Annotated in this window: 22 protein-coding genes and 1 pseudogene; 7 read left to right on the top strand and 16 right to left on the bottom strand. The window is 62.0% G+C overall.

Annotated features, from left to right (window positions below):
* From DK926_RS07580 to DK926_RS07525, 12 genes and pseudogenes are all read right to left on the bottom strand, one after another.
* Positions 1 to 175: pseudogene (locus DK926_RS07580) on the bottom strand (methylmalonyl-CoA carboxyltransferase); the annotation flags it as partial.
* A 70-nt stretch (positions 176 to 245) separates the two neighbouring features.
* A complete protein-coding gene (locus DK926_RS07575; protein WP_114329892.1) occupies positions 246 to 497 on the bottom strand; it encodes a hypothetical protein in 252 nt (83 codons plus the stop codon).
* Between the two features lie 13 nt (positions 498 to 510).
* Complete coding sequence (locus tag DK926_RS07570; RefSeq protein WP_114329891.1) at positions 511 to 1,638, bottom strand: 2-oxo acid dehydrogenase subunit E2; 1,128 nt, start codon at positions 1,636 to 1,638, stop codon at positions 511 to 513.
* 23 nt (positions 1,639 to 1,661) lie between these two features.
* Entirely contained in the window at positions 1,662 to 3,992 is a 2,331-nt protein-coding gene (locus tag DK926_RS07565) for a pyruvate dehydrogenase (RefSeq protein WP_114329890.1), read from the bottom strand.
* 420 nt (positions 3,993 to 4,412) lie between these two features.
* Positions 4,413 to 6,035, bottom strand: coding sequence for an AMP-binding protein (locus tag DK926_RS07560; RefSeq protein ID WP_114329889.1), 1,623 nt, complete (start codon positions 6,033 to 6,035; stop codon positions 4,413 to 4,415).
* A gap of 83 nt (positions 6,036 to 6,118) precedes the next feature.
* A complete protein-coding gene (locus DK926_RS07555) occupies positions 6,119 to 7,153 on the bottom strand; it encodes a 3,4-dihydroxy-2-butanone-4-phosphate synthase (RefSeq protein ID WP_114329888.1) in 1,035 nt (344 codons plus the stop codon).
* A complete protein-coding gene (locus tag DK926_RS07550; protein ID WP_243636702.1) occupies positions 7,150 to 7,668 on the bottom strand; it encodes a flavin reductase family protein in 519 nt (172 codons plus the stop codon). The genes DK926_RS07555 and DK926_RS07550 overlap by 4 nt, the downstream gene beginning before the upstream one ends.
* Positions 7,669 to 7,744: 76 nt before the next feature.
* Positions 7,745 to 8,500 carry a creatininase family protein gene (locus DK926_RS07545; protein ID WP_243636701.1) on the bottom strand — a complete coding sequence of 252 codons (756 nt, stop codon included), beginning with the start codon at positions 8,498 to 8,500 and terminating at the stop codon, positions 7,745 to 7,747.
* Positions 8,501 to 8,508: 8 nt separating this feature from the next.
* Positions 8,509 to 10,398 (bottom strand): AMP-binding protein, encoded by a 1,890-nt coding sequence (locus tag DK926_RS07540; RefSeq protein WP_243636700.1) that lies wholly within the window; start codon positions 10,396 to 10,398, stop codon positions 8,509 to 8,511.
* Positions 10,399 to 10,547: 149 nt separating this feature from the next.
* On the bottom strand, positions 10,548 to 11,345 hold the full coding sequence (locus DK926_RS07535; protein WP_114329886.1) for an enoyl-CoA hydratase/isomerase family protein: 798 nt from the start codon (positions 11,343 to 11,345) through the stop codon (positions 10,548 to 10,550).
* 2 nt (positions 11,346 to 11,347) lie between these two features.
* Positions 11,348 to 12,211 carry an enoyl-CoA hydratase/isomerase family protein gene (locus tag DK926_RS07530; RefSeq protein WP_114329885.1) on the bottom strand — a complete coding sequence of 288 codons (864 nt, stop codon included), beginning with the start codon at positions 12,209 to 12,211 and terminating at the stop codon, positions 11,348 to 11,350.
* Between the two features lie 10 nt (positions 12,212 to 12,221).
* Positions 12,222 to 13,400 carry an LLM class flavin-dependent oxidoreductase gene (locus DK926_RS07525; RefSeq protein WP_114329884.1) on the bottom strand — a complete coding sequence of 393 codons (1,179 nt, stop codon included), beginning with the start codon at positions 13,398 to 13,400 and terminating at the stop codon, positions 12,222 to 12,224.
* A gap of 286 nt (positions 13,401 to 13,686) precedes the next feature.
* On the opposite strand from DK926_RS07525, the gene DK926_RS07520 reads away from it, so the two are divergent.
* Positions 13,687 to 14,322, top strand: a complete 636-nt coding sequence (locus DK926_RS07520) for a TetR/AcrR family transcriptional regulator (RefSeq protein ID WP_207890769.1) — start codon at positions 13,687 to 13,689, stop codon at positions 14,320 to 14,322.
* A 47-nt stretch (positions 14,323 to 14,369) separates the two neighbouring features.
* Here the strand turns inward: DK926_RS07520 and DK926_RS07515 are convergent, their stop codons facing one another.
* Positions 14,370 to 15,533 carry an MFS transporter gene (locus DK926_RS07515; protein WP_207890768.1) on the bottom strand — a complete coding sequence of 388 codons (1,164 nt, stop codon included), beginning with the start codon at positions 15,531 to 15,533 and terminating at the stop codon, positions 14,370 to 14,372.
* 204 nt (positions 15,534 to 15,737) lie between these two features.
* On the opposite strand from DK926_RS07515, the gene DK926_RS07510 reads away from it, so the two are divergent.
* The 4 genes from DK926_RS07510 to DK926_RS07500 all read left to right on the top strand — a co-directional run bounded on the left by DK926_RS07510 (position 15,738) and on the right by DK926_RS07500 (position 19,925).
* Positions 15,738 to 16,628: a LysR family transcriptional regulator gene (locus DK926_RS07510; protein ID WP_114329882.1), complete on the top strand. Its 891-nt coding sequence runs from the start codon at positions 15,738 to 15,740 to the stop codon at positions 16,626 to 16,628.
* A 295-nt stretch (positions 16,629 to 16,923) separates the two neighbouring features.
* A complete protein-coding gene (locus tag DK926_RS26625) occupies positions 16,924 to 17,076 on the top strand; it encodes a hypothetical protein (protein WP_157105438.1) in 153 nt (50 codons plus the stop codon).
* Positions 17,077 to 17,236: 160 nt separating this feature from the next.
* The gene (locus DK926_RS07505; RefSeq protein ID WP_114329881.1) at positions 17,237 to 18,733 is read left to right on the top strand and encodes an MFS transporter; all 1,497 of its coding nucleotides are present in this window, start codon (positions 17,237 to 17,239) and stop codon (positions 18,731 to 18,733) included.
* A gap of 148 nt (positions 18,734 to 18,881) precedes the next feature.
* The gene (locus tag DK926_RS07500) at positions 18,882 to 19,925 is read left to right on the top strand and encodes an NAD(P)-dependent alcohol dehydrogenase (RefSeq protein ID WP_068431869.1); all 1,044 of its coding nucleotides are present in this window, start codon (positions 18,882 to 18,884) and stop codon (positions 19,923 to 19,925) included.
* Positions 19,926 to 19,938: 13 nt separating this feature from the next.
* Here DK926_RS07500 and DK926_RS07495 read toward each other — a convergent pair whose 3' ends face one another.
* The 3 genes from DK926_RS07495 to DK926_RS07485 form a co-directional block, all read right to left on the bottom strand.
* Positions 19,939 to 20,217: a helix-turn-helix domain-containing protein gene (locus DK926_RS07495; RefSeq protein WP_114329880.1), complete on the bottom strand. Its 279-nt coding sequence runs from the start codon at positions 20,215 to 20,217 to the stop codon at positions 19,939 to 19,941.
* Positions 20,214 to 20,618, bottom strand: a complete 405-nt coding sequence (locus DK926_RS07490) for a VOC family protein (protein ID WP_114329879.1) — start codon at positions 20,616 to 20,618, stop codon at positions 20,214 to 20,216. The genes DK926_RS07495 and DK926_RS07490 overlap by 4 nt, the downstream gene beginning before the upstream one ends.
* Positions 20,619 to 20,693: 75 nt before the next feature.
* On the bottom strand, positions 20,694 to 21,269 hold the full coding sequence (locus DK926_RS07485) for a dihydrofolate reductase family protein (RefSeq protein ID WP_068431860.1): 576 nt from the start codon (positions 21,267 to 21,269) through the stop codon (positions 20,694 to 20,696).
* Positions 21,270 to 21,467: 198 nt separating this feature from the next.
* On the opposite strand from DK926_RS07485, the gene DK926_RS07480 reads away from it, so the two are divergent.
* Together DK926_RS07480 and DK926_RS07475 are read left to right on the top strand one after the other, a co-directional pair.
* Positions 21,468 to 21,821, top strand: coding sequence for a DNA alkylation repair protein (locus DK926_RS07480; RefSeq protein WP_114329922.1), 354 nt, complete (start codon positions 21,468 to 21,470; stop codon positions 21,819 to 21,821).
* 374 nt (positions 21,822 to 22,195) lie between these two features.
* Positions 22,196 to 22,366, top strand: a complete 171-nt coding sequence (locus DK926_RS07475) for a CsbD family protein (RefSeq protein ID WP_068432087.1) — start codon at positions 22,196 to 22,198, stop codon at positions 22,364 to 22,366.
* The last annotated feature ends 54 nt before the right edge of the window (positions 22,367 to 22,420 follow it).

Genomic DNA, 22,420 nt, shown 5'->3' with positions numbered 1-22,420 from the left:
CGAGCAGCGCGAGGATGCGCTCGCGGGCGGTCAGCTTGCCTTTGGCGTGCACCTTCTCGATCGCGGCTTCGCCGGACGGTGCCATCGCTGCTTCGCGGCGGCTACGCAGGTCGGCGAGCTTGCCCGCGGTGGTGTGTATGTCGGGCTTGGACAGGCGGGACGGGTGCGTGGTCACTGTGTGTCAATCCTTTTGTATAAGAGCTGCTCTCGATCTCCGAGATAGTGCTGTGCTGATATCGGCGGGTTCACGACGTCGGACGCCAAAAAGGGTAGTTACGCCGCACTGCATCCGTGAGCGCGGATCTACGGTGCTGCGGATCGATCTGGTTCAGAATGTGGCCCAAACGGTCGTAGAATTCATCGATGCGGATTCCGAATTCGGGAAAGATGAATTCGTGTCCGCCGCCGAACGGCGCCCAGCGCTCGGCGAATTCGAGGATCGCGGCGTCGACGGTGTTCAGCGGGGTCCGGGGCGCTCGTCGCTCATCGGCGGTCATGATGCTTCGTGTTTCACGTGAGATCCGCTGCTGTGTAGCCTTTTTCCAGGCGGTCTTTGACGTCCCTGAGGTATCGGGCGGCATCCGCTCCATCGACTATCCGGTGGTCGTAGGACAGCGATAGATGCACGGTGGGTACGACTGCGATCGTCAGATTTCCGGCTGCGTCGTACGCGGGCTTGAGGCGTTCGACGACTGCTCCGGTCCCGAGGATCGCTGATTGGGGCTGATTGATGATCGGTGTGTCGAACAACGCCCCGCGGCTGCCGGTGTTGGTGATGGTGAACGTGCCGCCGGTGAGGTCGTCGGCTCCTACTTTTCCGGCCCGCACCGATTCTGCGGCCGCCGCGATAGCGTGGGCGAGTTCGGTGATCGTCATGTTCTGGGCATTGCGAATGACGGGAACCATCAATCCCTTTTCGCTGTCCACGGCCATCCCGAGATGCACGGCTTGGTAGTAGGTGACCTCCGTGACGTCGGGATTCAGCGAGGAATTGACGACCGGGTTGTCGGCTAGCGCCTCGATGGCTGCCTTGGTCAAGAAGGGCAGGTATGACAGCTTGTGACCGGTCCGTTGCTGGAAATCGTCCTTGTTCTCGCGGCGCAATCCGGCAATTCGCGAGGTGTCGACCTCGACGACGGTGGTCAGTTGCGCAGCCGTCTGCAGAGATTCGACCATTCGTGCAGCAATCGTGCGCCGGATGCGTGGAAGTTTCTCCACGCGATCGGAGCCTGGATCGGCGGGGTTCACCACTGGCTTGGGTGTAGCGGGAGCGGACGCCGTTGGATGCACCGCGGGGTGCGCAGGAGGGGGCGTTGTCGCGGGTGTTGCTTCGACCACAGCGGCGGGCGCGGGATCGGGCTCCGAAACTGCTGCGTCGGCACCACTCGCGGCGATGACGGCGAGCGCAGCTCCGATCTCGATGACGTCGTCTTCACTGGCGATGATCTCGGTCAAGACTCCGGCGACGGGGGAGGGGATCTCGGTGTCGACTTTGTCGGTGGCGACTTCGAGCAACGGCTCGTCGAGGTCGACGGTGTCGCCGATCTGCTTGAGCCATCGCGTCACCGTCCCTTCGGTGACGTTCTCACCGAGACTGGGCATAGGGACGGTGGTCGTCGTTTCTTGCGTGGTCGTCATGGTTCGCTTTCCTGTGGTCTTCGTCAGTGCCCGACGACGTCGAGGGCAGCGCCGACGATGGAGTCGGTGTCGATCCGGTGGTACTTGTAGACCTCGTCGAGGGATCCGACCTGCCCGAAGTTGCTGACTCCCAACGAGGTCGACGCGACTCGGTTGACTGTGGCGAGAAATGCCAGGGTGTGTGGGTGACCGTCGAGGACCGTGACCAACGGGGTGGCGCGGTCGGCCGGTAGCAGTTGGTCGAGAATCCAGGATTCCGCGGTGCCGTGCCCGCGGCGGGCTTGGAGGGCTTTGTACAGCTCGCCGGGACTGGTGATGCACAGAACGTCGGCGACGATGCCGATCTGTTCGAGACGCTGCGCTGCTTCGAGGGCTTCGGTCATCATCGCGCCCATCGCAGCGATGGTCACCACTGCGCCCTCGCGGCGGATCAATGGATAGCCGCCTGCGACGACCTGGCGACGACGCCGCTCGCGGGCCGCCGGATCGGCGGGCACGTCGGCGAGCTTCTGGTCGACGGGGCGGGTCGACAGGCGCAGATACGCCGATGTTCCGTCGGGCCGCCCGAGTCGGTTGATGCTGGCCAGTAGTGTCCATTCGACGTCGATGGCGAATGCCGGTTCGTAGGTGATGCAGCCGGGCTGTTCGAGTCCGATGGACGGTGTCTTGATCGACTGGTGTGCCCCACCTTCGGCTGCGAGCGTCACCCCGGACGGTGTGCCGACAAGAATGGATTGTCCACCTGCATAGATGCCGTACGACCAGGGTTCGAGTGCGCGTTCGACGAACGGGTCGTACATGACGCCGATCGGAAACAGAGGCTGACCCCACCGGCTCCAGGTCGCTCCGAGCTCGCCCATGAGGCCGACGAGGTTTGTTTCGGCGATGCCGAGTTCCATGTGCTGGCCGGTGGGCTTTTCGCGCCAGTGCATGATGGTTTCGGCGTCGTCCGCGAACCAGTTGTGGCGCTCGGCGGTGGACCAGACGCCGACCTTGTTGACCCAGCCACCGAGATTGGTGGTGGAGCTGACGTCGGGGCTGACGGTGATGACGCGCTTGGCTGCTTCCGGTGCTTCGCGGGTCAAGTCGATCAACACCCGACCCAACGCCGCCTGCGTCGTAGCCGTTCCCTTGGGAGTGCGTCCGATGTCGTGGGGGACCGGGGGAGGTGTCGACGCCGGAACAGGCTCACGGCGCAACCGGTCAGCGGTGCTGCGGCACAGTGCGCCTGGGGTGGTGTCGTCTGCGAAACGTCCCCACGGGCTTTCGGGGTCGGTACCGAGCGAGCGCGCAAGCTCGGCATATTCCTCTACGGAGAGCAGTGACGAGTGATTCTGCGGGTGCCCTTGGGTGGGCAGACCGAAGCCCTTGACCGTGTAAGCGATGATGACGGTGGGGCGGGTGTCGTCGATACGGGAGTACGCCTCGCGGAGTGCGTCGAGATCGTGCCCGCCGAGGTTGCGGATCGACTCGACCAACGTGGCGTCGTCGACGCCGGCGATGACCTCGGTAATGGCGGCCGCGTCGGGACCGCCACCGGGAAGACGGTCACGGACTTGGTCCGCGGTGCAGCGCAGGAGCCGCTGGTACTCGGGATTGGGCATGTCCAGGATCCTGCGGCGCAATGCTTCGCCTCCGGAGCGGGCGAAGAGGTCTTCGAGCAAGCGGCCGAATTTGACGGTGATGACTTGCCAGCCGGCGGCGTCGAACATCTTCTCAAGCCTGCGGGCGGCGATATTGGGCACGACACGGTCCAGGGATTGGCGGTTCAGGTCGACGATCCACACGATCTCACCGAGCTCGGCGACACCGGGGTCGATGATGGCCTCCCACACGGCGCCCTCGTCGAGCTCGGCGTCGCCGACCAACGAGTACTGACGGCCCGTACCCGCTCCGCCGAAGCTGGTGTCGACGTAGCGGCGCGACATGGCGCCCCATATCGGTGCTGTCGCACCGATACCGACCGAGCCGGTCGAGTAGTCCACGGTGTCAGGGTCTTTGGATCGGGAGGGGTAGGACTGCAGACCCCCGAAGGAGCGCAGTGTCGTCAAATATTTTTCGTCGAGTTCGCCGAGGAGGTAATTGATCGCGTGCAGTACCGGGGACGCGTGCGGTTTGACCGACACGCGGTCCCCGGGCTGCAGTTGGTCGAACCACAGTGATGTCATGATCGCGACCATCGACGCGCAGGAAGCTTGATGGCCCCCGACTTTGAGCCCGGTTGTGTTGGGTCGGACTCGGTTGGCGTGGTGAATGATCGACGTCGAGAGCCACAGCACCTTCCCGGCGATCTCCTGCACATCGTTCGAGGTATCCCGACCCGAATTGTGTTCGGCGGAAATAGTGCTGGTCATGACATGTTCTCCTGAATCGATGACGTCCGGTGGGTAAGTGTTTGGCTGTACCGAGCCGCAATGATGGGCAGAGGGTATGCCAGGGGCGCCGACGAGAGGGTGTGTGCGGCTACACGGTCCGCGTCCGGGTCGCGGAGCGCGTCGAGTTGCGTCCTGTCAGCAACGAGCATCAGTGCATCAGAGTGAATTCCTCTGCACAAGTGGTGATTCTGCGATTGGGCATTCTGCGTAGTTCATCGCCGCGAAAGGTGTTCGAGGTTGTGTTGCTGCGCAGCGCGGGCGACCGCCGCGCGTGTGGACGCAGTACTGAATCTGATTCGAAAATCCTCCGAGACAGTGTATTCGGCTTCGAAAGGTAAGCGCCTACGGCGCCGTCTCACATGGAGGCAGTGGGTGGTCAGCGGCTCGGAGTCGAACGTGTCATCCTTTGATCCTGATGTCCGATGACGCCCATTCCGCCTCGCGCAGTTCGTTTTTGCGAATCTTTCCGGTCGATGTGCGAGGCAGGCTGGCGACGAACTCGACCGAACTGGGCGCCTTGTAGGATGCAATCTGCGTTTTGACGTGAGCGATGACGGAGGCTTCGTTCAACCCCGCGCCCGCGTAGCTGATGACGAACGCTTTCGGTCGCTCACCCCACTTGTTGTCCGGTGTTCCCACAACAGCCGCATCCTGCACCCCTGGGTGGGAAAGGATTGCTTGCTCGACTTCGATGGTCGAGATGTTTTCGCCGCCGGAGATGATGACGTCTTTGGCGCGGTCGAGCAACTGCACGTAGCCGTCTGGGTGCATCACACCTAAGTCTCCTGAATGGAACCATCCGCCAGCAGTAGCTGCCTGGGTCGCCGCATCATCGTTGTAGTAGCCCTTCGTGACCGTGTTTCCTCGCATCACGATCTCGCCCATCTCCGTGCCGTCCGCGGCGACGTCGATCAACTCTTCGTCGGGGGAGGTCGTCGTTCGAACCACTCTCAGCCGTTCGGAGGTCAACATGCCGACCCCCTGGCGTGCCATCAGCGTCGCCTGGGTATCCGAATCCAGCGCTGCCCATTCGCTTTTCGGTTCGGACAGCGAGTACGGACCGTAGGTCTCGGTAAGCCCGTAGATGTGCACGAGCGTGGCACCCAGTGCCCGGATACGCGCAATAATCGTCGGGCTCGGTGGCGCACCGCCATTACTGATCGTCAGCGGCTTTGAGAGCTGGTGGGCTCGATCGGCGTTGGCGAACAAAGTCAACACCGTGGGCGCCCCGTTCATGTGAGTGATTTCGTGATCGTCGATGAGCGTCCACATGGTGTCCGCGCGCACGGCCCGGTAGCAGATGTGCGTGCCCAATGCCGCGGTCACTGCCCAGGTGGTGCACCATCCGTTGCAATGGAACATCGGAAGCGTCCATAGATATCGGGTGTCACCGTCGAAGCCCGAGTGGTGGATGTTGCCCAGCGAGTTGAGATACGCACCGCGATGGGAGTACATCACCCCCTTCGGGCGACCTGTGGTGCCTGACGTGTAATTGATTGCTATGGTTCGGTTTTCGTCGTCGACGTCCCATGGTAGGTCCTCACCACGTGCATGGGCGAGCGCAGAATCGTAGCGGACCGGCACCCCTTGTTCTTCGTAGCGCCCGGAGGCGTCCGGCAGCTGGACCCAGCGGTCCACTGTCGAGAACGAAAGGCCTGATGCGATCACAGGTCGTAGAAGGTCTGCATCACCGAAAACGGTGCGCGCACCGGAGTGTTCCAAGATGTAGTGGATTTCCTTGGCGGACAGCCGGGTGTTGATAGCGACGAGCACCCCACGCGTCAACGGTACGGCGTAGTGCGCCATCAGTAGTTCCGCTGAGTTGGTCGCGAGGTAGGCGACTCGCTGGCCATCCGAGATTCCCTGCGCACGTAGTGATTTTGCGAGTTTCTGCACCGCTGCTGCAAACTCTTCGTACGTCCATTTGCGGTCACCGTCGATGATGGCCGTCTTGGTGGGCATGACCTCGGCGGCGCGTTCGAGAAATCGAAGCGGCGTCAAGGGAACATCGAGACCGGACACAGTTTCTCCAAGCTGTAGAGCGCTCGAGTCAGAGCGCTGCGGTCAAAGACTGATCGGATCGTTCGAGATTGTGCTGTGGGCAACTACCGGGGCGCCGGCTGCGGAGCACGGGATGCGCCGTTCGTCGTTTGTCGGTTGCGTTCCTCTGCTTGCGTGCGGCGGAGGTTCGCGACGATGGCCGCGGCAGCTCCTTGCATCAGCGCGTCCTGCGACACTGCCCACCGGCGGCGGAGCCACGAGTAGGAGCGCAGGTAGACCACAGTGCCGCCCTCTTCGGCGATCCGTGATATCTGTTGTTCGAAGTCTTGTTGGCTGGGAGCGGCGGAGACGAACGGGTCGTGGTGTGACGATTCGATGATGACGTGCACCGGGTGGGTAGCTGTTGTACCTACGCCGACGCAGGCGAAGTGCGACGCTCCGGTCAGCTCGTCGAGGTAGTCAACGACGTGCACCGTTCCCTCGGGTACATCCACGGTGCGGGTGGACACTGGACGCACTCGTTCGCGGTGGCCGTCGCCGCGGTGTAGACGGTGGTGCGCGACGTCGCGAACGTCGATGATCGGGACGTCGTGTGCGTAGGCGAAGGAGGTTCGCGCGGAAGCGGCGATTTCGGCTCCGTCGTCGTCGAGCAGGGCTGCGGTCAGCGCCACCGGTTCGAGTCGGCCGAGTCGGCACAGATCCACTGCCGCTTCGAATTTCGAGCTCCGTGCGAGTGTTCCGCCGTCGGTCGTTCTGACCGTCAGGACGTGTCCGGGTCGCGTCAGGTCTGTGGGTCGACTGCCGGGACATGCGAGCGTGCGTGCGGTGCGGGCTCGATCGGTGGCGCTGATGCCCGTTCCGACACCCTCGGCTGCATCGACGGCAACACCGAAGGTGGTGGTCTGGGCACGGTACCGAGCATCAGCGGACATCGCCGGCACGTCGAGTTCGTCGGCGCGGGACGCAGGCAGGGCGGCGCATAGCAGGCCCGAGGTGTGCCGGATAGCCCAGGCCGTCCAGTGGGTGTCGGCGAGCTGAGCGGACAGCACCACCTCGGCCCCGTCGTCGTCGATGATGATTACCGGACGGCCGGCTGCGAGGGACTGCAGTGCCGCATCGAGTCGTGTGGTCGTGATCATCGGGGACGTTCCGTGGCTGCGAGAGAGCGAAAGATACTGCCATGGAACACCAATGGCTCGGCCGAGTCGTCGACTGCGGAGTGGTGCACTTCGAGTAGGACCACGTCGTGGTCGCCGGCGGTAACGCTGGTCGAGATGGTGCATTCGAGCCACGCGGCTGCTCCGGTGAGGAACACAGCATCGGAGTCGTCGGTGAACCAGGAGATTCCTGCGAACCTGTCCACATTCTTCGCTGCCAGCTGGCGGCTGGCCGCTTCCTGGTCGGTGGCCAAGACCGACACTCCGAGTGCGGAAGTACCCGCCAGCCGCGGCCACGTCGTAGAGGTGTGCTGGATGCAGATGGACACCAATGCCGGTTGCATCGAAACCGGTGTGAACGAGGTGGCCACGATGCCGACTGGAGAACCGTCTTCGTCGAGTGCGCAGATGGCAGCGACGCCGGTCGGATAGCGTCCGTACAGTCGGCGCAGCCGTGTCAAATCAGTATCCGTGTCGCCGGAGTCGATGGGGGACAAGCGTGTCGAGGGTGCGTGGAGCCCGTTTGTGGTCGTTCGATAGTTCATGTGAGCCGCCTCGAAGGGTTTGTGGATGTCAGGCGCCGTGATGTCGCGCGTATTGGACGATCAGCGAGGTCACGGCATTCAGGCAAGCGACGCCGATGGCGTTCGATGCCCCGTGTGGGTCTCCGAGAATGCCGGAGGGGGACATCGATTCGATGCCGTCTCGGAAGGTGCGCTCGAGAAATTCCGTGTCCACCGTTCCTGTGAATCCGCGGGCATAGCGCTTCGCTCGCACCTTCTCGGGGTGAAGGGCCAGCATCACCGACGTTTCCGCGACGTCGGCATGACCTCCGACGGATGCGCCCAGGGAGGCTATTTCGTCCGCGGTGCGGCGCCAGGCGTCGATGATCGCCTCGCCGTCGTCGAAGACGACGAGCGATAGCGGCGCTAACTTGGCAGCGAGCCGACCGCTGAATTCGCGCATGACCGGATAGTTTCCGATGTGCCCGGAGAACACGATCAGTCGCTCGAATCCGCTGTCGGTCAGGTGCGCCCCGTAGTCCTCGCACAGCGCTTCGAGGGTAGACGCCCGAATTGTCAGTGTTCCTGGAAAGCCCAGGTGATGAGGGGAGTAGCCGACCCGAATGGTGGGTAGCACCAGTGCGTTGCCGAGTTCGTGGGCGATGCGGACCGCCAACGCATCAGCGTGGTCTGCATCCATCGACAAGGGTAGATGAGATCCGTGTTGTTCTGTTGCGCCCAGGGGGAGAATGGCCGTACGGATGCCTCCCGAGATTGCCTCTCGGACTTCTTCGGTTGTCAGGTTTTCGATCCGCAGCTCGGTCACGATGTCACCTACTTGCGGCCCGTCGGCGCATAACGCGCTTGGCGGGCAATCTCGTTCTGCTCGTCACCGTCGTACAGCTCGTCGATGAGTTCGGCGAAGGATTCGAGAATCGCTGCCCGTCTGATTGTCGCTTTAGCTGTCAGTTCTCCTGCAGCGGCGGACAAGGCGCGCGGCAAGATTTTGAACTTCTTCAGCTGCAGCGGCCGCGACAATTCGGTGTTGACTTCGTCGATCCAGTTCGTCAGCGCGGCGTCACGCTCTCGCGGGGCCATCAATTGTGCTTCGTCGCTGACGCTGAGCAGCACGGTCAGATATTTGCGCCCTTCTCCTACGACTATGGCTTCCTCGATCAGCGAGCTCGCTTTGAGTCGTACCTCGATGGGCTGCGGGCTCACACTCTTGCCGCCGCTGGTCTTGAGAACGTCTTTGAGCCGGCCGATTAATCGAACTTCACCGTGGGCGTCGATGTCGACCAAATCGCCTGTGCGATACCAGCCGTCCTCGAAAGCCGACTCGGTCGCGTCCTGATTGTTCCAGTATCCATCGAACAGACACGGGCTGCGCAGCTCGAGTTCGCCCTCCTCGGACACCCGGACGGCCCATCGCGGATCGGGCAATGCTTTGCCGATGGTGCCGGGGGTGGGGAATGCTCTATCCCATTGGGCGATAACCGACCCGCATGTTTCGGTGGTGCCGAACAGTTCGCGCAGATCGAGCCCCCACATATGCCAGAGGGCAGCTACGTCCGGTGTCATGGTTCCAGAGGCGGTCCAGCTGACCGTGATTCGGTCCATTCCGACTTTGGCGCGCAGGGGCATGAATGCATACTTCACCGCGGCATCGTTCAGCGTGTCGAGGTAGCGGGGTATCGGCCGATCAGCCCAACGGAGCGCACTGACTCGGCGGGCGACTTTCATTGCGGCAGCGTGCCGAAGACGGAAGAGGCGGCCGGATTCGGATAGTGCGTCGAGGGTCTCGCTGGCAAGTTTTTCGTGCATGCGCGGTGGCCACAGAACAGTGTTCGGCCTTACTGCACGTAGGACTTCCAGCCGCTGGTCCATGGTGCAGTACGTCATGACCAGTTTGGTCATGATGGGCGCAAATACGCCGAGCAGAGCAGGCGCAACGTGAGAGAGGCCGAGAAATCCGACCATATCGTGCCGGGTGGATCCGATGTCGGGATACGACGCGGCGAACCCCAACACCGAGTACTGCAGGGTTCGGTGCGTGTGCTTGACAGCTTTGGGTGCACCAGTCGAACCCGAGGTGAAGAACAATGCAGCCAAGTCGTCTACATGACCGGCGGCGACGAGCTGTGAAAACAGGGTGGGCTCGGCCATGCTCGACGATCGGCCGCTGTAGAGGAGTTCCACCCATTCGGTGACCTGCACGCCGCTCGCGAATCCATCGGGTGCATCGTCGAATCCGATCACCGATCGCACATCCGGTGTTTCAGTGGCCACGGCGGCGATCTTGGCGCAGTCGTTCGCGCTCTCGGCGAATATAGCCACGGCACCGGTGCTTTCGAGGGCGTGGGAGACTTCGGCAGCTGAGCTGGTCGGGTACACCCCGACAGGTACGGCGCCTATCGCGAGGATGGCCAGAGCGGCGACGACCCATTCCCCTCTGGTCGAAGACATGATCGCCACCCGGTCTCCGTGCACGATGCCCAGTCGATGCAGGCCGAGAGCTGCGTCGGTGACGGCGTCGAGATACTCTTTCCAACTGGTGGAGCGGACAGCTCCGTTCGTCCAGCTGCGGAACGCAACGCCGTCCGGTTCGCGCTCGGCACGAGTGCACAGCATCTGTGCGAACGTGCGGTCGACCGCCTCGAAGTCCGTGACATTGCGCAGTACCGGAACTGTGTCCTGACCGTCGTCCGGTGAATTCGTTGTCACTCTGTTCTCCGTATTCGTATCAAGTCGATCCGTCGGCGCGGTCGCCGCTGCGGATAGTGAGAAGCGTTCTGTTCATAGGATTGTCCGTCGACGTCCCTGTCGCCGCCACACTGTGAGCACGCTGATCGTCGAGCTGTCGGGGTCGGCCGTCATTGCCGGGCAGGGGTGCGTGGGCGGTCACGATTCCAGCTCTGGCGTAGGCGGGCTGCGGTCGGATCGTCGAAATATTCGGTGGAGGCGACGAGGGTTCGCCGAAGAGAATCGTCGTCGTGGTGTGCGTTCGGGTTGTTCACGCTGCGTTTGAGCGCTGCGTACAGCACGGGAGCTTTTCGACCGGCAGCGCGTGCCGCAGCGACGGCCGCGTCGAGCAGTCCATCGGGATCGATCAGTTCGTCGACGATGCCCATCCGATGTGCACGCTCGGCACTGAACAGATCGCCTGACAACACCATCTGCCTGGTCGCGCGTACTCCGAGCAGGCGGGAGGCGCGCTGGATGCCTTTGTCCGCTGGAAGCAACCCGTGGTTGATCTCAGGAAACCCGAAACGTGCAGTGTGGGCGGCGAAGATGACGTCGGCGAAGAGTGCAAGCTCCAATCCGCCCCCCACACAGTGCCCGTTCACCGCGGCGACGACGGGGCGCGGGTACGACTCGAGTGCGACGAGCATCGCGTGGAAGTTGCGCATCCGGGAGTCCATGTCACCGCACTGCGCATAGTCGAGTTCCTTGATGTCGCCTCCTGCGCAGAAGAACCGCTCGCCGCCTCCGGTGAGAACGACCGGAGGCGGGGTCGGCGTGGCTGCGAGATCGGTGAACAATCGACCGATCGCTTCGATGAGTGCGCCATCGAGGGAGTTTGCGGGCGGGCGGTCCAGAATGAGGACGAGAACTCCGTCGTGATCGTCGAGCACGATGCCGTCCGCGTGCTCGATGGCGAGATCAGTCATGGTCAGTTCGCTACGTTATGGGTCGAGGCGACGAGGACGGAATGACTGTTCCCGTGGGCCGAGGGGTAGCGTGCGGGCCGGTTTTCGCGGAAGGCCTGTCGTGCTTCGATGTAGTCGGCGCTGGCGAATCCGATGGTTTCCAGTGCTGCAGACAGTTCCTGCTGGGGCAGTGCGTTGGTCAGCCATCCGGTGTTGAGGGAGCGTTTGGTCCAGCGGATGGCTTGCTGGGAGCCTTGCGCAAGATCGTCGGCAATGGCCAGCGCCCGTTCCAGGACGTCGTCCTTCGGTACCGCCAAGCTCACCAGTCCCATGCGTTCTGCTTCTGCGCCGGTCAAGCTTGCCGAGGTGAGTTGGTAGTACTTGGCTTTGGCCATGCCGACCAGAAGAGGCCAGATGAGGGAGGAGTGGTCTCCGGCTACGACGCCGATGCGGGTGTGTCCATCGCGGAGCAGCGCATCGTCTGCTGCGACGCTGATGTCGGCGAGCAGTGCCATCGACAGGCCCCATCCCACTGCGGGACCGTTGATGGCCGAGATCAGAGGCTTGTCCATGTTCAGCAGGGTCGAGATCCGTCGGCGTTCGTCTTCCATCAGCTCGATTGCGTCGTCGAGAGTAGGGTCTGGCTGACGAACGTCCATTCCCGTACAGAAGCCGCGGCCGGCCCCGGTGACGACGGCAACCCGTGTCTGTGGGTCTCGGTCGACGTCGGCCCAGATGTCGGCCATGGCCTTGAACATCGGCATGGTGAGCGAGTTGAGTCGATCGGGGCGGTTGATCGTGATGAGCAGAACCCCGTGGGGTTTACGCTCGATCGAAATTTCTTCGGGGTACTTGCTGAAAATATCGTCTGCGGGCAGCGTGGTCATCAGAATTCTCCTACTTCGATGGTGCAACGGGTTGGGGTTTGTGGGCGGCCTCGAACGCTTCGACCTCGGCGTAGTGGGCCGGCCGTGCCGCCCGAATGTCGTCGAGAATTTCCCCGGAACTGCGAACGACCGCGCCGGGGTTCTTGAATTTCGGGATCACGTATTTGCCGAAGAGCTCGATCGACTTCATCAATTCTCGATGCGGAAGCCCGTCGATGCGCATGACGAGGGAGTCGACGCCCAGGTCCGCGAACCGCTGCACCTGCGCGATGCAGTCATCGGGGTCACCGACGATGAATCCCGCCGAATCCTCCAGCATGTACCGCTCGTCGTGGAAGTCGAGATCTTTGACTGCGCCCATGTACTGGTAGTCGCTCGACAGCTTCGACAGCCGCTGATACGCGTCGGTTGACAGGGCGACCGACTCGGTCAGCGTCCGCGCGAGGTTTATCGCTTCGTCGCGAGTTTCGGCGCAGTGCATTCCGCCACTGACTACCGCCAGCTTCTCAGCTTGCAGGGGGTAGGTGTGCGTCGCTCCTGCGAGCGCCTCATCGTAAATGTGCAGCATGTTCTCGAGGAACTCGAACCCAAGGTAGAACCCCCCCATGATGGCTCCGACGCCAAGCTCCGCAGCAGCACGGACCGATTCGGGACTTCCGGTGGCCATATGGATCGGCGGACATGGTGCCTGAATTGCTTTCGGTACCAAACTACGTGGCGGAATCTTGTAGTGCTCTCCGACGAAGGAGAAGATGTCGTTGTGCAGGGCGCGGCGGATCACCTCGAGGCCTTCGAGTTGTTGCGCCTTGTTCTCCGACGGTGACACCTCGAAGGCGCGCAACGCAAGTGTCGTGTTACCACGCCCCACACCCAGTTCCACGCGTCCGTTGGAAAGGATGTCCTCGGTGGCGAGCCTCTCCGCCACACGGAGAGCGTGGTTGATACGCGTGGGCAGAAGGGTCACCAGGTGGATGAACCGAATGCGGCTCGTACGCGCCATGAGATACGGGTAGATCACCTCGGGTGCAGAGGTCGTCGCTGTACCGATGGCAACATGCTGCTCGGAAGTGCCGAAAGCGTCGAAGCCCACCTCCTCTGCCAGCAGAACTTCATCGATGAGTTCTCGGTAGCGGTGCTCGTGCGTGTGGCCCGCGGGCGTCTCGCCCTCACTCATGAAAATGAATCGCATCGTCCTCAACCCTTCCGGTCAGTGATGCAGTGATGTGAATGATGATTAACGTAAGCTCAGTCATCGTCCATGTCAACAGATTCGGCGGATTTTCTCCACAGAACGTTTCAACAGCGCAGACTTGCGCGAAAGCTACGCACCTGATGCGAGGCGCGATGCTCGCTTTTCGCATTGCGACATGTATCTAGTTACTAACTGTTAACATTGAAGCCGTCTGCGGCTGTCGATGCGAGATCGCACAGGTGGGGTGGCTTCAGAACCGACGAACGGTGGTTAACGTATGAGCATGACTGACGCACGGGATGCGAAGATGGAACCGGCAGCGCGCCGTACTCGCCGGGAGGCCCTCTTGCGCGTTGCTGCCGACCTGTTTCTACACAACGCCTACGATTCGGTGACCGTGGAAATGGTGTGTGCCCAGGCCGGCATCTCGGGGCCGGGACTGTACCGCCACTTCCAGAACAAGCAGGCATTGCTCATCGCCGTGGTGGAAAACCCTCTCGAATTTCTCCAGAAATATGCGCGTGAGACAGTCGAATCGGTATCAGAACCGCGCGACGCGTTGGAGGCCTTGGTCGATTTTCATATCCGGTCTGTATTGTCCGCTGCGCCGACGACGCTGATCTTTCTCAAGAACGAGCATGCATTTCCTGAAGTGGACCGTCGTCGTATCCGCCGCGCTATGAACCAATACGCCGAGGAGTGGATTTCGATCGTTGCACCGTTGCGTCCGGACTTGTCCGAGCCCGAGGTTCGACTTCTGACGCATTCGGTGTTCTCGATGCTCAATACGCTTCCTACGCTCAACCGAGGGTTGGATCAAGACGCCACTATCGCGACCATGTCGAACGCCGCGCTCCAGGCGTTGACGGCGCCGCGGCCGACTGTTCGAAGCGTTCGAACAGACTCGACCAGCCCATAGCGCAGTGCAACCGCTGACAGATCGACAGGTCGATGAGTCCTCGGCACCTATTTCGAGCGGGCGACGAACGTGCCACGCGTAAACCAAGCAACCGTCGACAGCAGCACGAGTACCACTCCCACGAGAATTGAGATAGCCGTCGAGAGCGCGACGAAGTGTGTCGTAACCCCTACGCTCAATACCGGCAAGCTCAGGCCCAGATAGGACACGAAGAACAGTCCAGCGAGCGCCTCGCTTCGAGCAGCGGGCACTGCCATCGCTGCCACAGTGGCGACCGAGCTCTTGAACAGAATTCCGGCCCCGGCACCCGCGCTGACACCTCCAACGACGAAGACGACAAAGTGCTGGCCCGCACTGCCCGCCATGATGGCCGCCATGCCGGCCATCATGGCGCCCATTCCCGACCGTGCTTTCACATGGGGCGACAGGCGACGCGTCGATGTTCCCGATAGCGCAGCAGCCCCGAACACCAGGAACAGGATCAGACCGCTGAGCATCCGAGACGTTTGGTGCAGGGTTCCCGCAACGAATCCCGTCGCAACAGAGGTGAACAATCCGATCACGGCGAATGACGCAAAGCCGATCGTCGCGGCGGCGATGTAGCGCGGCCGATCACCCTGACCGACACCGATTCGTTGCGGGCGATATGCGATGCGAACGGACGGCGCAACGGTGGTCTCGGGAACGATGACGACCGCAACGGTTACTGCCGCCAGCGCTACCGCAAACACGACGTAAGGTGCCTGCAGGGGCGCGTCGGTCCACTGCGACAGTGCCCCCGCGATCAGCGGGCCGACCCCGAGACCGCCGATATTGGCAAGGGTCGAAACATTGTCGAAGCGGTGGCTCGGCCGATCGGGACGGTGTCGAGCGTGCAGTTCGTACAAATACGCCGTTGCAGTGGCAGTCAGAATCCCGATGCCCAGACCCGTCACGAACCGGGCAATCAGAAGCACAACCAGTGAGCTGCTCGTCATGAACAGGACTGCCGCACCCAACTCCAGTAGCAGTGCCGGAATCAGGATTTTCTTACGCCCCACCAAGTCGGATACGTGGCCGACCAGTAACAGGCTGAACACCACCCCGAGGGCATACACCGCGAAAACGACAGTCACGGTGAATGTCGAAAGCAAGTTGAGCTGTTGATAAATCGGGTAGAGCGGGCTAGGTGCTGTGGAAAATGCCATTGCAGTCAGAAATGCAAGCGCCACGATCCAGAATCCGACGCCGTGGCGGCGATTTTCGCAGCGGTGTGCATGCCGCGCAAAATCTGAGCTGTTTCTATGCGAGATCAATGAATGACTCCGATGCGAGATGTGGAAGAAGGTTCGACGAGAGAATTCTCTCCGTCGACACAGTTCGCAGTCCAACATGAAAAGCAGCTCGAAACTATCGCGAACGGAGATTCTTGTTCAATGGAGCTACGTCATCTCGAGTACTTCGTCGCAGTTGCCGACGAACGGAATTTCACTCGCGCCGCCGGCCGACTGCACATCGTGCAGTCGGCCGTCTCGGCAGCGATCAAAGCGCTGGAGCGCGAGCTCGGAGCGACCCTGCTCGATCGCAACTCCAAGCGCGTTCTACTGACCGATGCTGGTGCGGCAATGTTGCCGCGGGCACGGGCGGTGCTCGAGGCTGCCCGGTCTGCGCGGGAGGTCGTCGATGAGGTCAACGGCGGGTTACGCGGTTCTCTGCGTATCGGAATCATCGGATCGATCACTCTGTACGATCTTCCCAAACTACTCGGCCACTACCACCGTCGTTACCCACGCGTGCGGCTGTTGACCAGGGCCGCCCCGTCAGGGACACAGGGTCTTCTCGAAGCAGTCGCGGACGGCAGTCTCGACCTGGCATTCGTGTCCCAACCGGAAGAACGTCCAGCGGGTGTCGTCCTACGCAGTCTCGCGTTCTCGGTGTTGGATCTGGTGATACCGCACGAGTATGTACTCGACGGCAGCAACGGAGCTTCGATCGCTGACCTGGCCGGGCTCGACTTCATCGACGCCCCAGTCGGATACGGCACCAGGACGGTGATCGATCGCGCCTTCGATCACGCGGGGATACAGCGTCGTGTCAGCATCGAGATAACCGATCTCGCCACCGGCGTCGACTACGTCCGCCATGGCCTCGGAGTCGCGCTGTTGCCGCGCTACATCCTCGACGCCGTCACCGACCTACCTGTCGTCCCCGTAGTCGACGCCGATCTGACTCTCGCCCTGTCCGTAGCTACATCGGCTGTGCGGCCTACCACCACGGCGGTCGAAGCGTTGCTGGAACTCGTCGAAGACACAGAACGCGCCACCTAGCCCATGCAAGCACGAACACCCAAAGGCAGGGCAAGCTCGGCGCACGTCGACGACTGCGTGGTCGGGCGACCGAGACGATTCGAAGCAGTTAAGGATAATTCACGGTATCGTCCACGACACTCTATCGCTGCTCGTCGGTCACGCAACGCGGCCTGTCGATGGCGGCGCGAAATTATGCACTCCACTGTGGATTTGAATCCGACGCTACCGGTACACGACGCGTACTCCAGGTGTTGACAAGATCACACCACCAGATCTATGTTAATTTTGACTCACATTCAAGGAGTTGTGTGGCATGGTCACCATCGCCCTACGTCGCAGCGCAAGTCGCACGCGCTACGTCAAGCTCGGGTCTGGTGTTGCAGAACTGCCGCCCGACGAACAGAACACGGGTGTACCGCAAACGTCGCCTGCTACAGAGCTTTTCGTCCTCGACGTCGTTACTTGACGTGGCAGGCGGCACGCGTCGCGTGCACGAACTCGGGCGATTGCGCGCCACCGAACAGACTCATGGATTATCTCTTCCCACAGCAAACTCTACCGGCGTCCATTCCGACGGCCAGCGCAACGATGCGCGGTCTGCCATCTCCCTCCTCGAAGGAGCGCTCATGCGCTTGAACAGAACTCGCATGTCACACGCACAGGTACGAACCAACGCCACCGCCGTCCTCGCTACGTCGATTGCCTGTGTGGCAGCCTTCAAAGGACTCAACGAGTCGGTAACACCTCCAGCGCTCCCCGTTCTGCAAGAAGAGTTTCAGGCTCCTGCGTCGACCATTGCGTGGGTGCTGACGGGCGTACTGCTGACCGGAACGATCGCTACCCCCATTGTCAGCAGACTCGGGGAGGTTTGGGACAAACGACGGGCACTTCTCGTCGTGCTGACCATCGTGACGCTCGGCACGTTGACGTCTGCCCTGTCGTCGTCGATCAGCATGCTGATCGCCGGCCAACTCCTGCAAGGTATCGGCCTGAGTACCGTGCCCCTGGCGATCGGCATCATCCGCGACACGCAAACCGAGTCCCGCACCAAATCTGCGAACGGTTTCATGGTTGCAGCAATCTTCGCCAGTACCGCGGCCGGGACGATGATTGCCGGACCGATAGCCGACTACCTTTCTTACCGATGGCTTTTCTGGGTGCCGTTCGTTGCCTTGACGTTGTGCTTCGTAGCCGTGTGGGTCTTCGTACCGCGTTCGCCACGACTACGCAGTGGCGAGCGGCCAAGTCTCGATGTCGTCGGTAGCCTCCTCCTGGCGGCGGGGCTCGCATGTGTGTTGCTCGCCTTGACGTTCGCCCCGCAGTGGGGGTGGCTGTCGCCGAAGTTCGTTCTACTGACCGCCGCTGGGCTACTCGGTCTCCTCCTGTTCATCCGTCGAGAACTCACCGTCGATCAACCCCTCGTCGACATTCGCTTGATGGGAAGCCTCACTGTCGTGGCGGCGTCGGGGATGATGTTCCTCGCCGGGTTCTCGATCAATGCCACCCTGATCAGCGTTCCGTTGCAGATGCAGCTCCCGGACTCGGTGTCTCACGGATTGGGCAGGTCCGCGACGGCCACCTCACTTGTGCTCGTGTCGGCTATGTTGATGGGACTGACCGCCCCCCTGATCTCCTTCCTGGACAGGAAGGTCGGACCACGATTCGCGTCAGCCATCGGACCGATCGCGATCATGTTCGGTGCGGCAATCATGATCGGCCTGGGAGAACGCGGCAGCATCGTCACCATCTTGGCGGCGGCGTTGTTCGTCAATTTCGGGATCAGTGTCTCGATGACTCAGTCGCTGAACCTGGTTGTCAGTGGCGTACCGGCTGAAAAGGTGACCGAATTCAACGGGCTGAACTTCGCCATTCAAGCCGTTGCGGGAACGATCGGCGCCCAGGTATGCGGAGCCGTTCTCACGGGAGGCTCGGGCGACGACGGTGCGACGCTGCCCTGGAGCGCATTTTCGACCTCGTGGGCGGTTCAAGCGGTCATTGCAACTATCGCGCTACTGCTGGTTTTGGCCGCTCGAACCAGGCCACGAACAAGTCAGGGCCCGGCCCCGGTGCTTCCCCGGGAGGCCGCGCGGGACGCAACGTCGATCACCCCGTCCGAAAACTAATGCACGAGAACGAGTCACGCAGATCAGTGCACGCGTACCGGGGTTTCGGTCAGCCGCAATACCCGCCGACACGACCCCTGCGCCACGGAGGACCGCGGCACGGCGTCACGGGCATCTCGTCGATAGCGCTCGACCCGAAGGAGAATAAGTGAAAGCCCTGCAGTACCGCGTCTTCGGGCACGTTCCGGAAGTGGTGGACATTCCGACACCCGATCCGCAACCGGGACAAATTCGCCTGAAAGTGACAGCAGCTGGCCTTTGTCATTCGGACCACGTTGTCATGAACACACCCGAATCGGCTTTCCGCTTCGGCCGACTACCGCTGACGCTCGGCCACGAAGGAGCAGGCGTCGTCGATGCTTTGGGCGAGGGAGTCGGCGGTGTCGGAATAGGCGATGCGGTGGCCGTCTACGGACCGTGGGGCTGTGGTCTTTGCGTGAAATGTGCTGTGGGAAAGGAGAATTACTGTATCCATGCACGATCTTTGTCCATCCGCCCTCCCGGGCTGGGTTCTCCCGGGGCAATCGCCGAGTACATGATCGTCGGCGACGTTCGCCATCTCGTCCCTCTCCACGACCTCGACCCTGTAGCGAACGTGTCGCTGACCGACGCCGGCCTGACTCCCTATCACGCAATCAAGAAATCGATTCCCAAACTCACCGCCGGAAGCACAGCTCTGGTTATCGGGGTGGGGGGTCTGGGCCACGTCGCCGTCCAGATACTGCGGCAGCTGACCGGCTCGACGGTCATCGCCACCGATCTGACCGAAGCGAAACTCGAACTGGCCCTTCGACACGGGGCACACCACGCCATCCAGAGCGATCACGAAGCGATAGCGACCATCCGTACGCTGGCCGGGCCCGCAGGGGTTCAGTCGGTTTTCGACTTCGTCGGGAGCCAATCAACCGTCACCACAGCCGCAGCGGTAGTAGGCGCCGAAGGCGACGTCTCCATCATCGGCATCGGCGGGGGAAAGTTGCCGGTGGGATTTCAGACCACAGCGTTCGACGTCGATGTCAGATCACCGTATTGGGGAAGCCGAAGCGAACTGATCGAAGTCTTCGCCATGGCCAGACGCGGCCAGCTGCAGGTCGAAGTCGAAACATTCACGCTCGACGAAGCCGCCGAAGCGTACGACAAGCTCGCGCGTGGACAGATCAATGGACGCGCGGTCGTGATCCCACACACCTGAAATTCGATAGACCTTAGGGGTCGGCCGCCCAACGTCCGAGCGTATCGATGGCCTCGCGGAGGTCGTGTCCGCGGTCGGTGAGTGCGTAGGCCCGCGTGTTGTGCCGCAGGGGTAGACGGGTGAGGACGCCTGCCGCTTCGAGCTCGCGCAGGCGGGTTGCGAGCATGTTCGTCGGCACGCCGAGGTCTCGCTGCAGGTCGCCGTATCGCTGGGGCCCGTCTAGCAGCCGCTCGACGATCAGCAGCGCCCACCGCGCTCCTACGACGTCGAGGGCGGCGGCGAGGTCGCTCATGCAGTCGTGTCGACGTCCGGCTTCATCCAGAACGGCGAGTAGTGGTAGCCGTCAGGGTCGTCGAACTGGCGTTGGTACATGAAGGGATAGTCGTCGGTGTCGCCGATACGCCCGCCCGCAGCGGCGGCACGTTCGACGAGTGCGTCGACTGCCTCGCGGCTGTCGAGATCGAAGGACACTGTGACTTTCGAGGGTGTGGAGGGTCCGCCGATCAGCTCTTCGGTGCCGCCGACGCTCGCGTACATCTCGCGGCTGCCGAGCATGACGTATTGCTCGGGTGCGATCGCGAAGCAGGACACGTTGTGATCGGACATGTCGGCGTTGAGGGTCCAGCCGAGTGCTGTGTAGAACTCGGTCGCGCGTTGGACGTCGTCGACCGGGCAAGTGATGAACAGGCTCATGCGACGACACTTGCAAAATGCAAGTCCGTAGTCAAGGGCAGCGTTGTGCGCCCAACCCTTCTCCGCCTCGACCCGTCAGCGAACGACGTCGTACACGACTTTGACGACCCCGTTCGAGTAGGCCTCGGATTCGCGGAGTTCGAGGCGCTGCTCGGGCCGGCTCTGATGGCTGAACAGATTCTTGCCTGCACCGAGAACGACCGGAAACACCAACAAGTTGTATCGGTCGATCAAGCCGGCGTCGGCGAGGCTGCGGGCAAGTTCGCCGCTGCCATGGACGAAGATTGCTCCACCATCCTGTTCCTTCACCGCGGCGACCTCCTGGGTCGACCGCAGAACAGTGGTGTCACCCCAGCCGTCGATCAGCGCGGAATCCTCGAGTGAGGTCGACACCACGTACTTGGGAAGCTCCTTGTAGGCGGCGTGGTCCTCCGAGTCGACCCAGATCGGAGCGAATGCCTCATAGCTGTTGCGGCCGAACATCAATGCTGTCGTATCGGCGAGTTCCTCGCCCTTGAGGGAGAACGCTTCGGGAACGAACGGCGTGCGGACGACCCAGCCGCCACTGGGGTGGCCCTCCGATTCACCACCGGGGGAGTCGACGACTCCGTCGATCGACATGAAGCCGGTCCACACCAATTCACGCGCCATCTGCTGTATCTCCGATTCGGAATTCTGAACGATGCCGCATCCTGGACGGCATCGAAGGGTGGGATTGGAACACCGGTAAACCCTAGCGGGGCCTGGCTCGAAATGTCCGGTACGTGACGATTGCTTACTCCTCGGGTCGACGCCAGTCATCTCTAGGTGCATTGTCGGACCACAACGGGAGGCGAGAGACGAACGGTGATGTGCGAAAAGATCGATCCGATAGCGAAGCGGGTCGACCGCTCGCAGGTCGTCGGCGTTCGTATGAAGCGCGTTTTCGACCTGGCGAAAGCGAATGCGCACCTCGACCTGGAGACCGTACGCGATCTGCTGCGGTCGAGGTGGTTCGAATCGAGGATGGTCGCCGTGAGCATTCTCGACGCCCGCGCCCGCAGGAAAGCCCCCAGGCGATCCCGAGTGAAAGCATCTGTACGAAGACCCCGCTGCACGTCTTGTCCCGATCAGCGAATCTCCGCCGAGCGACGCACGCAACACCGTCAATCGACCTCATCCCCGTTGATGTACAACGATTTTCGCAGCCTCGGCCGCGGCTGATGCCGGGGCCCCAGTCCTTCCGGGGTGCACGTGGACCGGCCCGCCCGTCCGTCTTCGACGCTGCTCAGGCCGCCCATCTTCAGAGAGCCTGAGTCGTGCGTGCGCAATACCAGAACCCCGCCGATCGTGCACGCTGTGGCGACACTCCGACATGAGGACCCGGACCTTCGGGACTTCGACTTACTCGACACGTTCTACAGCCAAAGGCGCCGGTAGAAGGCCGAATTCGAATCAGGTATTCGGCAGTCCATGGCCGGCGGATGGGCGATCCAACTGTGAGGTAGATCACAGTTGGATCGCGCCGTTTGTTTTCGGGCGTGAGAACCGACTACTTACTGCAACTTTTGATCACGCTCAACGAGAAGGTGGAAGACATGAGCTTTGTCGACAAGGCCAAGAACGCAGCGGAAGACGCCCTCGGAAAGGCCAAGGAAGTCGTCGGCGACATCACCGACAACAAGGACCTCGAAGCCGAGGGCAAGGCCGATCAGGGCAAGGCGGGAGTGAAGAAGGTCGGCGAGAACATCAAGGACACGTTCAAGTAGAACCGCCCTGCCGCAATCACTGCCTGGCGTGTTCGGGGCCGCCGACCTGGTCGG

Origin of the sequence: Rhodococcus sp. Eu-32, from assembly GCF_003336925.1 — a bacterium.
Classification (GTDB): domain Bacteria; phylum Actinomycetota; class Actinomycetes; order Mycobacteriales; family Mycobacteriaceae; genus Rhodococcoides; species Rhodococcoides kyotonensis_B.
This window is presented reverse-complemented; position numbering and strand designations above follow the sequence as displayed.

Coding starts and splice junctions, on each gene's coding strand:
- DK926_RS07575 (WP_114329892.1), bottom strand. CDS start 497: ATGACCGCCGATGAGCGACGAGCGCCCCGGACCCCGCTGAACACCGTC.
- DK926_RS07570 (WP_114329891.1), bottom strand. CDS start 1,638: ATGACGACCACGCAAGAAACGACGACCACCGTCCCTATGCCCAGTCTC.
- DK926_RS07565 (WP_114329890.1), bottom strand. CDS start 3,992: ATGACCAGCACTATTTCCGCCGAACACAATTCGGGTCGGGATACCTCG.
- DK926_RS07555 (WP_114329888.1), bottom strand. CDS start 7,153: ATGATCACGACCACACGACTCGATGCGGCACTGCAGTCCCTCGCAGCC.
- DK926_RS07535 (WP_114329886.1), bottom strand. CDS start 11,345: ATGACTGATCTCGCCATCGAGCACGCGGACGGCATCGTGCTCGACGAT.
- DK926_RS07530 (WP_114329885.1), bottom strand. CDS start 12,211: ATGACCACGCTGCCCGCAGACGATATTTTCAGCAAGTACCCCGAAGAA.
- DK926_RS07525 (WP_114329884.1), bottom strand. CDS start 13,400: ATGCGATTCATTTTCATGAGTGAGGGCGAGACGCCCGCGGGCCACACG.
- DK926_RS07520 (WP_207890769.1), top strand. CDS start 13,687: ATGACTGACGCACGGGATGCGAAGATGGAACCGGCAGCGCGCCGTACT.
- DK926_RS07510 (WP_114329882.1), top strand. CDS start 15,738: ATGGAGCTACGTCATCTCGAGTACTTCGTCGCAGTTGCCGACGAACGG.
- DK926_RS26625 (WP_157105438.1), top strand. CDS start 16,924: ATGGTCACCATCGCCCTACGTCGCAGCGCAAGTCGCACGCGCTACGTC.
- DK926_RS07505 (WP_114329881.1), top strand. CDS start 17,237: ATGCGCTTGAACAGAACTCGCATGTCACACGCACAGGTACGAACCAAC.
- DK926_RS07495 (WP_114329880.1), bottom strand. CDS start 20,217: ATGAGCGACCTCGCCGCCGCCCTCGACGTCGTAGGAGCGCGGTGGGCG.
- DK926_RS07490 (WP_114329879.1), bottom strand. CDS start 20,618: ATGAGCCTGTTCATCACTTGCCCGGTCGACGACGTCCAACGCGCGACC.
- DK926_RS07485 (WP_068431860.1), bottom strand. CDS start 21,269: ATGGCGCGTGAATTGGTGTGGACCGGCTTCATGTCGATCGACGGAGTC.
- DK926_RS07480 (WP_114329922.1), top strand. CDS start 21,468: ATGTGCGAAAAGATCGATCCGATAGCGAAGCGGGTCGACCGCTCGCAG.
- DK926_RS07475 (WP_068432087.1), top strand. CDS start 22,196: ATGAGCTTTGTCGACAAGGCCAAGAACGCAGCGGAAGACGCCCTCGGA.